2 protein-coding genes are annotated in these 1,061 nt (G+C 47.7%); both read right to left on the bottom strand.

Going from position 1 to position 1,061, the window contains the following annotated elements; genetic code table 11:
• Positions 1 to 7: 7 nt before the first annotated feature.
• Positions 8 to 544 carry an IS630 family transposase gene (locus AB204_RS14960; RefSeq protein WP_084728586.1) on the bottom strand — a complete coding sequence of 179 codons (537 nt, stop codon included), beginning with the start codon at positions 542 to 544 and terminating at the stop codon, positions 8 to 10.
• 25 nt (positions 545 to 569) lie between these two features.
• A complete protein-coding gene (locus AB204_RS14955) occupies positions 570 to 1,016 on the bottom strand; it encodes a helix-turn-helix domain-containing protein (RefSeq protein ID WP_047964173.1) in 447 nt (148 codons plus the stop codon).
• Positions 1,017 to 1,061: the final 45 nt, after the last annotated feature.

Here is a 1,061-nt window from a genome sequence, read left to right as displayed (position 1 = left end):
TAAGTCCTCAAGAGAAATTAACTGCAAATTGGCGACCATAACTTTCAAATAAAGTATTTAGCTCATGATCCATTGTATCCTGAGTCCAAGTGATAAAACGTCGCCAGTGATATTTAGCCTGTCTCCAGACGATTTCAATCAGATTCAGCTCTGGGCTGTAGGCGGGAAGGTAAAGTAAAAACAGGTTGTGTTCTCGTAACCAGCGACTTTTGATTTTTTCATCTATCCTATGATGGATACGCGCATTATCTAATACGACAAATGTCAGGCGATGATCCCCTTGCTTTGCAACCTGTTCTAAAAAATCAATGACATCAGCCCGCGTAACACTGTCTGACATTATCTGATAAAACAGGGTGTTATCGGTGTAATTTAGCGCCCCTAACACTGAACGTCTGACATGATTTTGCGGCTCTGTTTCATGGGGCTTACCCCGCGGACTCCATCCGTATTGCACCGGCGGAGAGGCGGTAAAACCCGCCTCATCAAGATAGACCAGCCGGTAATGACCCGACCGCGCGCCCGCCTTAATTTTATTCAGCAAGGCGGCTTTTTCAGCAAACTCCGCTTCATTGCATTTTTTTTAAAGACAGGCGGGCGCGTTTATAGGTTAACCCCTGTTTTTTCAGGGTATTCGCCAGCGTCTCAAGCGTACAGGGCAGCGGGCCATGCTTGTCCTCGACTTTCTGTGCGATTCGGGCTAACGTCAGAGATTCTGCACTGGCGGCTTCGACCGCGGTGGTAATCATGTCAGGGGTCATGGCGGGATATCGGCCTCCGACATGCCCACCTAATAATCCCGCTATCCCTGAATCGTGCCAGAAGTGAACCCAGTCATAGATAACTCTGAGACTGCATCCTATCTCAGCGGCTATCTGACGGGGTTTGATGCCTCTGGCAAGCATGAGCAAACCCGTTCCTCGCGTACGGATGTCTCGGTGTCTGTGATTCAGGGCAAGTTGTTGTAATGTAATACGTTCAGCTTCAGACAGTGTGATATTCGATTTCAATTTCATAAGAACAGGCGGTAAGTCATCGGATGACCGATTATAACATCAATG

The sequence above is a fragment of the Xenorhabdus khoisanae genome (assembly GCF_001037465.1).
GTDB lineage: Bacteria > Pseudomonadota > Gammaproteobacteria > Enterobacterales > Enterobacteriaceae > Xenorhabdus > Xenorhabdus khoisanae.
Note: the sequence above shows the minus strand (reverse complement) of the source record. Positions and strands in the feature narration are given on the sequence as shown.

Excerpts from the sequence above, each read along its gene's own strand:
- AB204_RS14955 (WP_047964173.1), bottom strand. The coding sequence starts at position 1,016 with ATGAAATTGAAATCGAATATCACACTGTCTGAAGCTGAACGTATTACA.